The organism is Eoetvoesiella sp., assembly GCF_035555955.1.
Taxonomy (GTDB): Bacteria; Pseudomonadota; Gammaproteobacteria; order Burkholderiales; family Burkholderiaceae_B; genus Eoetvoesia.
Genome location: NZ_DATMGA010000049.1, coordinates 1 through 2161 on the forward strand (window position 1 = coordinate 1; position 2161 = coordinate 2161).

Sequence of the window (2161 nt, forward strand, 5' to 3'; positions counted from 1 at the left end):
CTCGGGCTCGGGCAAATCCACCCTGATCAACGACACGCTGGCCACCGCCGTCGCGCACGAACTGCACCGCGCCCAGGCCGAACCGGCGCCCTTCGAGTCGCTGGACGGCCTGTCGCATTTCGACAAGATCATCAATGTCGACCAAAGCCCCATAGGGCGTACGCCGCGCAGCAACCCCGCCACCTATACCGGCATGTTCACGCCCATACGCGAACTGTTCGCCGGCGTACCGGAGTCGCGCACGCGCGGCTACGACCCCGGGCGCTTCTCGTTCAATGTAAAGGGCGGGCGCTGCGAAGCCTGCCAGGGCGACGGCGTGGTCAAGGTGGAAATGCATTTCCTGCCGGATATGTACGTGCCCTGCGACGTCTGCGGCGGCAAGCGCTACAACCGCGAAACGCTGGAAATCCGCTATCGCGGCCGCAACGTCAGCGAAGTGCTGGATTTGACCGTGGAGCAGGCGCTGGCCTACTTCGAGCCCGTGCCCTCGGTGGCGCGCAAGCTCAAGACCCTGATGGACGTGGGCCTGTCGTACATACGCCTGGGGCAAAGCGCCACCACCCTGTCGGGCGGCGAAGCGCAGCGCGTGAAGCTCTCGCAGGAGCTGTCCAAGCGCAGCACCGGCCGCACGCTTTACATCCTGGACGAACCCACCACCGGCCTGCACTTCCAGGATATCTCGCTGCTGCTGGAAGTCCTGCGCCAGCTGGTGGATGCGGGCAATACCGTGGTCATCATCGAACACAACCTGGACGTCATCAAGACCGCCGACTGGGTGGTGGACATGGGGCCCGAGGGCGGCAACGGCGGCGGCGAGATCGTGGCCCAGGGCACGCCGGAGGACATCGCCGCCTGCCCGCAAAGCTACACGGGCAGGTATTTGAAGCCGCTGCTGGAGAGCTAGCCCCGCGAGCTGCCGGGTTCGCGGCCTTAGTTCACGCCGGAGCTCCCCCGCAGCCAGTCTGGCAAATTCCCCTACGCAGCTGGGTCCTTGACGTTGGGGATGGTTTCGAACTCGACGTTGTAGATCTGGCCGTTGACCTTTTCGGCTTTGCGGATATACACGTTCTGGATGATGTCGCGGGTTTGCGGATCAATGGTGACCGGCCCGCGCGGGCTGACCCAGCTCATGCCCTTCATGGTCGCCAGAAGCTGGTCACCCGTGGCGTTGGGGCCGGCTTTCTTGAGAGCGGCATAGATGAGATGCATGCCGTCATAGCCGCCCATAGCCATCAAATTTGGGCGCATTTTGTCGTTGGTCATTTTTTTGAATGCAGCGACATAAGCTTTGTTCTCCGGCGAATCGTGGGCGGCGGAATAGGGTTGCGAAGTCACGACACCCAGCGCTTCGTCGCCCATGGCCGGCAACAGATCGTCATCAAGCAAATCGCCTGCCCCGATAAGTTGGATGCCGGCCTGGGCCAGGCCTTTTTCCTTGAACTGCTTCATCAGGGCGGCGCCGGGGCCGGAGGGCACGAAGACGAACACGGCATCGGGCTTGGCGTCTTTCACGCGCTGCAGGAACGGCGCGAAGTCGGGGTTTTGCAGCGGGACGCGGATGCTCTCAAGAACTTTACCGCCTCCATCGGTAAAGTTCTTGATGAAAAATTTCTCAGCATCATGACCGGGACCGTAGTCGCTGATCAGGGTGATGGCAGTCTTGATCTTGGGATTCTTTGCGGCCCAATCGGCCAGAGGGGTCGTGATTTGAGGCAGCGTTTGAGAAGTCCGCACAATATAGGGCGACTTCTTGATGACGGACGACGTGGCCGCGGCCATGACCACCATGGGCACCTTGGCCTGGGTGGCCACCGGGGCGGCGGCGAAGGCCAGGGGGGTCAGGCCGAAGCCGGCCAGCACGTTGACCTTGTCCTGGATGACCATTTCCTGGGCGATGCGCTTGGTGTTTTCAGGCTGCAGGCCGCCGTCGTCGCGCAGGATGACCTGGATCTTGCGGCCGTCGACCACGTCGCCGTGCTGCTGCATGTAAAGCCTGACCGCCGCATCGATTTGCTTGCCAGTGGAGGCGAAGGGGCCGGTCATGGGAACGATGAGCCCGATCTTGAAGGGCTCGGCCGCCGAGGCGGGCGCGGCAACCAGGCTGGTCGCGGCGGTTGCCAGGCATGCTGCCGCAAGGGCCGTCTTGATGATGCGTTTCATT

The 2161-nt window shown here is 62.9% G+C and carries 1 protein-coding gene and 1 pseudogene; one reads left to right on the forward strand and one right to left on the reverse strand.

Going from position 1 to position 2161, the window contains the following annotated elements; all coding sequences use genetic code 11:
- Positions 1-904 (forward strand): annotated as a pseudogene (locus VNT00_RS12305) (excinuclease ABC subunit UvrA); the annotation flags it as partial.
- Between the two features lie 71 nt (positions 905-975).
- On the opposite strand, the gene VNT00_RS12310 reads toward VNT00_RS12305, so the two are convergent.
- Positions 976-2160, reverse strand: coding sequence for an ABC transporter substrate-binding protein (locus tag VNT00_RS12310; protein WP_325587868.1), 1185 nt, complete (start codon positions 2158-2160; stop codon positions 976-978).
- Between the last annotated feature and the right edge of the window lies 1 nt (position 2161).

Coding starts and splice junctions, on each gene's coding strand:
- VNT00_RS12310 (WP_325587868.1), bottom strand. CDS start 2,160: ATGAAACGCATCATCAAGACGGCCCTTGCGGCAGCATGCCTGGCAACC.